At 61.8% G+C, this 6991-nt stretch carries 6 protein-coding genes; 2 read left to right on the top strand and 4 right to left on the bottom strand.

Going from position 1 to position 6991, the window contains the following annotated elements:
• Positions 1–12 precede the first annotated feature (12 nt).
• From ACXJ7R_RS20750 to ACXJ7R_RS20765, 4 genes are all read right to left on the bottom strand, one after another.
• Complete coding sequence (locus tag ACXJ7R_RS20750; RefSeq protein ID WP_457153477.1) at positions 13–351, bottom strand: DUF779 domain-containing protein; 339 nt, start codon at positions 349–351, stop codon at positions 13–15.
• Between the two features lie 69 nt (positions 352–420).
• Positions 421–1938, bottom strand: coding sequence for an aldehyde dehydrogenase (adh, locus tag ACXJ7R_RS20755; RefSeq protein ID WP_457153478.1), 1518 nt, complete (start codon positions 1936–1938; stop codon positions 421–423).
• A gap of 146 nt (positions 1939–2084) precedes the next feature.
• Positions 2085–3053: a helix-turn-helix domain-containing protein gene (locus ACXJ7R_RS20760; protein WP_457153479.1), complete on the bottom strand. Its 969-nt coding sequence runs from the start codon at positions 3051–3053 to the stop codon at positions 2085–2087.
• A 435-nt stretch (positions 3054–3488) separates the two neighbouring features.
• Positions 3489–4457: an alpha/beta fold hydrolase gene (locus ACXJ7R_RS20765; protein WP_457153480.1), complete on the bottom strand. Its 969-nt coding sequence runs from the start codon at positions 4455–4457 to the stop codon at positions 3489–3491.
• Between the two features lie 175 nt (positions 4458–4632).
• On the opposite strand from ACXJ7R_RS20765, the gene ACXJ7R_RS20770 reads away from it, so the two are divergent.
• Together ACXJ7R_RS20770 and ACXJ7R_RS20775 are read left to right on the top strand one after the other, a co-directional pair.
• Positions 4633–5691, top strand: coding sequence for a PdxA family dehydrogenase (locus ACXJ7R_RS20770; protein WP_457153481.1), 1059 nt, complete (start codon positions 4633–4635; stop codon positions 5689–5691).
• Positions 5692–5722: 31 nt separating this feature from the next.
• Positions 5723–6796, top strand: a complete 1074-nt coding sequence (locus ACXJ7R_RS20775; protein ID WP_457153482.1) for a tartrate dehydrogenase — start codon at positions 5723–5725, stop codon at positions 6794–6796.
• Positions 6797–6991 lie beyond the last annotated feature (195 nt).

Raw genomic sequence — 6991 nt, forward strand, 5'->3', positions numbered from 1 at the left:
GATGCACCCTCATCACCTATGAACGGCGCAGATCGTCGACCGCGTCAGGAACCGCTTCTCCCGTCCGTTGTCCAGCGAGAACATGCCGCCGCGACCAGGCACCACGTCGATAATGAGATCGGTATGCTTCCAGGCCTCGAATTGCGAAGCCCCGATGTAGAAGGGCACGTCTTCGATGTGGCCGAGCAGCACATCACGGTCGCCGACGATGAAACCGGCACGCGGATAACACATAGGCGAGGAACCGTCGCAGCAGCCGCCGGATTGGTGGAACAGCACCGGTCCATGCTCGGCAACGATCTCCGCGATCAGTTCAAGGGCTGCCGGCGTCGCCGTGACCTTCGCATGCATGGTCTTTTCCGGATTCAGAATGGGGGGGCGCGGCCCCTCGCGGAGCCGCGCTGTGAGCCAAACAAGGGATCAGAAGAAGCCGAGCTTCTTCGGGCTATAGCTGACCAGCATGTTCTTGGTCTGCTGGTAGTGGTCGAGCATCATCTTATGGGTCTCGCGGCCGATGCCGGACTGCTTGTAGCCGCCGAAGGCGGCATGCGCGGGATAGGCGTGGTAGCAGTTGGTCCAGACGCGGCCGGCCTGGATCGCGCGGCCGAAGCGATAGGCGCGGTTGCCGTCACGCGTCCAGACGCCGGCGCCAAGGCCATAGAGCGTATCGTTGGCTATCGCCAGCGCTTCGTCGTCGTCCTTGAAGGTCGTGACCGAAACCACCGGTCCGAAAATCTCTTCCTGGAAGATGCGCATCTTGTTGTGGCCCTTGAACACCGTCGGTTTGACGTAATAGCCACCCGCCAGATCGCCGGGCAGGACGTTACGCGACCCGCCGGTCAGCACCTCGGCGCCTTCCTGGCGGCCTATGTCGATATAGGACAGGATCTTTTCCAGCTGCTCGGACGAGGCTTGGGCACCGATCATCGTCGCCGGGTCAAGCGGATCGCCCTGCACGATCGCCTCGACGCGCTTGAGGGCGCGTTCCATGAAGGTGTCGTAGATCGATTCATGGATGAGCGCACGGCTTGGGCAGGTGCAGACCTCGCCCTGGTTCAGCGCGAACATGACGAAGCCTTCGATCGCCTTGTCGAAGAAGTCATCGTCCTCGGCGACAACATCCTTGAAGAAGATGTTAGGTGACTTGCCGCCCAGTTCCAGCGTGACGGGGATCAGGTTCTGGCTGGCATATTGCATGATCAGCCGCCCCGTCGTCGTCTCGCCGGTAAAGGCTATCTTGGCAATGCGCGGCGAGGATGCGAGCGGCTTGCCGGCCTCGAGGCCGAAACCGTTGACGATGTTGAGCACGCCTGGCGGCAGCAGATCGCCGACAAGATCGGCCCAGAGCAGGATGGCCGCCGGTGTCTGCTCGGCAGGCTTCAGCACGACGCAGTTTCCAGCTGCAAGCGCGGGAGCAAGTTTCCAGCAGGCCATCAGCAGCGGGAAGTTCCACGGGATGATCTGGCCGACCACGCCGAGCGGCTCGTGGAAATGATAGGCGACGGTATCGTCGTCGATTTGGGAAAGGCTGCCTTCCTGACCGCGCACGGCGCCGGCGAAATAGCGGAAATGGTCGATGGCGAGCGGCAGGTCGGCGGCGGTCGTTTCACGGATCGGCTTGCCGTTGTCCCAGGTTTCGGCGCATGCGAGGAGATCGAGGTTTTCCTCCATGCGATCGGCGATGCGGTTGAGGATAAGCGAGCGCTCGGCGACGCTGGTGCGCCCCCAGGCGTCCTTGGCGGCGTGCGCGGCGTCCAGCGCTGCCTCGATGTCGTGCGCATCCGAACGCGCCACCTCGCACAGCAGCTGGCCGTTCACCGGCGAGTGGTTTTCGAAGTAGCGGCCGGAGCGCGGCTCGGCCCATTTGCCGCCGATGAAATTGCCGTAACGCTTGTCGAAGGGCGCCTTGACCGAGCGTGAGAATTCTACCTTGTTCATGTGTCTTCCTCCCAGAGATGACGCCGCGGAATGCGACGCTTGGGAAGGGAGACTTGCGATTTCCGCCGCTATTGTCACCGTGCCGAGGACAGCGGGCGGGCGGCATGTGTCGCAGAATTGCGACAGTCATGCGAGGRTTCGGAAGGTCAGTGAGGCCTGTGCACATCCAGGCGGTTGAGCTTGCGGTGCAGCGTCGCCCGGCTGATACCCAGCGCCTGGGCCGCAGCCGTGATATTTCCGTCTGCTCGCGCCAGCGCCCGCTGCAGCACGCCGCGCTCAGCCTCGGCGAGGACTTCGGGCCCGCTCTCGCCCCAACCAAGCAGATCTGCGGCAGGCATCGGCCTGTCGAGACACTGTTGCGTAATCCCGAGCGCCAGGCGGGCCGATCGGGTCGCGCCGACCACAAGGTCGTCCGCATCAACCGCGATCAGCGCGCCCGAACCTCTGTCGGTCACCGGCGCCAGCAGAATTCTCGCCTTCGGGAATGCCATCCTGAAGTTCTCAGCCTCGATCCGACGCACCGCGTCGACCACGGCCACCGAGATAAGATTGGCGAAGGCTTCGGTCAGATCGGCCCGGCAGGAAGACACGTCAAGCGCAGCCACAAGATCCCCCTGGTGATCGTAGATGGGAGCGGTGGTACAACTGAGCCCCGTGTTGCGCGTATGAAAATGCTGATCGCGATGGATTGTCAGTGCGCGCTGTTCGACCAGGCAGGTGCCGATCCCGTTGGTGCCCTGGCTCTGTTCGTTCCAGACGGAGCCGGTCCACAAGCCCCAGGAATGAAACGTCTCGTCATCCACCGGGGCCCCGCGCCGTTCGACCGGCACGCCGTCACGATCGGCGAGAAGCACACAGCACCCGACGCCACCCACGGCAAGATAGAGCCGGTCCAGACTCGATTGGGCAGCACGGATGAGCGGCTCGCTGCGTTGCCGGGCCTCTCCGAATTCCGCCTCTGTGAGATAGCGTGGGGGACTGCAATCGGTCGGATCGAGCCGATGCAAATTGGAAGACCGTCGCCAGGAGGCAACCAGAGCGGACTTCGCCGCGGCGTCCGAAGCGATCGCGGCCTGAATGCGGTCGGCATGATGACCGGATAGATCCTCGCCCATGCTTATCCTCCCAAACCTCCCTTTCAGGCCCTGGATCAGGTCAACTGCGAGACAGGGCTAAGCTGTCATTGCGTCCGCTTTTCCGCTTTCGATCGTCACACTGTCAATTCGTCGGAAGAACTAGAAGGGCAAACCACTCCCCACCATGCTTGGCCGAACCGGTGGTCATTCTCGCCCCGAACGTTCGAACAACCTTGTTGAAGCGAACCGTTCAATTGACGTCCTGACAGCGTACTCAAACCAGATTGGGCATTTATTGATCGAGAGCAAAGTCTCACACGGCACGCCGCCTGGCGACATGGGATGGATTTTCTCGATGCTCCGGATCACAAACCGGACTGGCGAAGATTGGGACGTGGAACCGCGTGGCGGAGAAACGGCCTTCAGAAGGGCGTCAGAGCAGAAGCTCTGACGCAAGAGGGCCAAGGTGCCGTATCAGGAGCGATATGGGGTCGGCTCAACGCCGTTGAAGAAGGTCCAGAAACTCTCATAGACCAGATCAGGCCGGTGCTCGGCCGGATAGTGACCTGTCGGAATGGCCCAGCCCCTGAGGTCCGGCGCCCAGGGCGTCCAAGCTTCAATAGGCGTCAGGTGACGGCCAACATGGCTGTTGCTGCCCCAGATCACCATGACCGGGCACTGGATCGTCTTCTTGCCGAAATCGGCTGTGTCCATGGCGAGGTCGAGCGTCACGGTCGCGCGGTAGTCCTCGCACACGGCGTGGATCTGCTCAGGCGTGGTGCAGCGTGCATACTCCTTGAAGGCTTCCGGCGTGAATATCTCCAGGCCCACGCCTTTCTTGTTGAGCTTGTAGTTGATGTAGTAGTCGAGGTCGGCACAGATCAGCTTCTCGGGGAAGGGCGCCTTCTGCGCCATGAAGAACCAATGATAGCTCTCCAGCCCCCATCCAAGGGTGACGTTGGTCAGGAGATGGTAGGTCGGGATGATATCCAGCGCGCAGAAACGGGTGATCCTGTCGGGCTGATCAAGCACCATCCGAAACCCGACGCGGGCACCGCGGTCATGGCCAGCAAGCGCGAACTTTTCAAAGCCAAGCGCGCTCATCACATCAAAGGCGTCTTCGCCCATGGCGCGGAAGCTGTAGGCGGCATGGTCCGCACCGCCGTCGGGTTTTGAGCTGTCGCCATAGCCGCGCAGGTCGATGGCGACCACCGTGAAGGATTTTGCCAGGGAAGGCGCGATGCGATGCCAGCTGACATGCGTCAACGGGTTGCCGTGAACAAGCAGCAACGGTGGGCCTGATCCCGCGACGGCGACATTGATCTCGGCGCCCCTGGTCTTGATCCTCCTGTAGGAGAACCCCTCCATTAGGCTTCCATGCTTGCTTTCCAAGGGCGGCATAGAGGATGCGGCGGCGGCTTCCGAGGCGTGTTGGCTGTCCATGGTGCTCTCCAGATAAGGTCGTCCTTAGCCTCGCCTTCAAATTGAATACTGTCAACAATTTTCAGTTGACTTTTCTTGGATGCGGCGCAACATGGCTTCAAAGCGGTCACGAAGCCAGCCTTGCGCGGCCGATATCGGGTGGCCTCACCACCGTCGAGCCGAAGGGGGCATGTCCATGGAAAATCCAGATAAATCTTCGCGCAAAACCGCTTCACCCCTGCCTCGCCTGGCCTTGCTGCTTGGCGATATGACCGGTATCGGCCCTGAGCTCGTTGCTCGCGTGCTGTCGGACGGTAGGCTCTCCGACGTGGCGCGCATTGTCGTTCTTGGCGACCGGCGTGTCCTGGAGATGGGCGCCCGCGACGCAGGCGTAGCGCTTTCGCTTAAGACCGTCCCCGATGTTGCATCCATCGACTGGGATGCATCAGAAACACCTGTGATCGACCTTGGTAACATCGACCCCGCGGCCTTGCCGCGCGGCGTGGTTTCACCGGAGTCGGGCAAGCTGACGGGGGACACCTTGGCCGAGGCGGTGCGGCTGGCGATGAAAGGCGACGTCGATGGCATCACCTTCGCGCCGCTGAACAAGGCAGCGCTTCATGCTGGCGGCTGGAAATTTCCCGACGAGCACAAGATGTTTGCTCATCTGTTGGGACACAAAGGCTATTTCTCCGAGATGAACGTGCTCGACGGCCAATGGATGTCGCGCGTCACCTCGCATGTGTCGCTGCGCACGGCTCTCGATCAGATCACCCATGACAGCATCATCGAGGCGATCGAACTGGTCAACCGCACCATGCAGCGCGCCGGTATGGACAAACCGCGCATCGCCGTTGCGGCCCTTAACCCTCATGCCGGGGAGAACGGGCTGTTTGGCCGTGAGGAAATCGACCTGATCGGACCGGCGGTCAAGGTCGCCGCTGCAACCGGCATCGACTGCAAGGGGCCTTTCCCGGCCGACACCATCTACATCAAGGCCTTCGCGGGCGAGTATGACAGCGTCGTCGCCATGTACCACGACCAGGGGCAGATCGCGACCAAGCTACGCGGCTTCAACCGCGGCGTGACCGTCACGGCGGGCCTGGAGACCGTGTTCACCACGCCAGCGCACGGAACCGCCTTCGACATCGTTGGCAAGGGAAGTGCATCGACAGGTGCACTGGAAAACGCAGTCCGCCTCGCGGCCCAGCTTGCGCGCCACAAGGACACGCAGCGCGAAGAGGCTGCGGCCTGAGCAAATCCCGTCGATCAGCCTGGAAAGCAAAATGACACAATCCAACAGTTTCCGCATTGCGGTCATCCCAGGCGACGGGATCGGCAAGGAGGTCGTACCCGAAGGCGTGCGCGTTCTGGAAAAAGTCGCGTCGCGCTTCGGCATCGGGCTGTCGTTCGACTGGTTCGATTTCGCCTCTTACGACTACTATGCCCGTCACGGTCGGATGCTGCCGGAAGACTGGAAGGACAAGATCGGATCGCATGACGCGATCTTCTTTGGCGCCGTCGGTTGGCCGGCCGGCGTGCCCGATCACGTGTCGCTGTGGGGGTCGCTTCTCCAGTTCAGGCGCGAGTTCGATCAGTACGTCAATCTGCGGCCGGTGCGCCTGATGCCTGGTGTGCCGAGCCCGCTCGTCGGCCGTGGTCCCGGCGATATCGATTTCTGGGTCGTGCGCGAGAACACCGAAGGCGAGTATTCATCGATCGGTGGCCGTATCTTCCCGGGCACCGAGCGCGAAGTGGTTGTGCAGGAAACGGTCATGACGCGCATCGGTGTCGATCGCGTGCTGAAATTCGCATTCGAGCTTGCCGCCAAGGGCAAGCGCAAACACCTCACCTCGGCGACCAAGTCGAACGGCATTTCGATCAGCATGCCCTATTGGGACGAGCGCGTTGAGGAAATGGCGAAGGCCTTCCCCTACGTGCGCTGGGACAAATATCACATCGACATCCTGACGGCTCAGTTCGTGCTTCACCCCGATTGGTTCGATGTGGTCGTCGCATCGAACCTTTTCGGCGACATTCTTTCCGATCTCGGTCCGGCCTGCACGGGAACGATCGGCATCGCGCCGAGCRCCAACATCAATCCGGACCGCAATTTTCCATCTCTGTTCGAACCGGTCCATGGCTCGGCACCGGATATTGCCGGGCAGGGGATCGCAAATCCGGTGGGGCAGATCTGGTCGGCGGCGATGATGCTTGACCACCTCGGACATGCTGAAGCGGCTGCCGGGATTGTATCGGCCATCGAGACCGTTTTGGCCGAGCCTTCGCTGCGCACGCGCGATCTCGGCGGCGCTGCAAACACCGTCGAGTGCGGCAAAGCGATCGTCGCCGCGCTCTGACTTCCAGATCAATTTTCTCAAAGCCCGGGACGACAGGTCGCCTGCATTGGCCAGACTGGCCGCTGACGTCGGCGAAACCCGCCTTTTAKGTAGCCGGGGTTGCGGCCTGCGCGATCGCAGCGGTGTCTTCGAGGCTCTCGATATCCCAGCACAGTTCCCGCAGACGCGCCGTTGCCTTTGCACCCAGAACCGGTT

The organism is Mesorhizobium sp. P5_C1, from assembly GCF_054049815.1.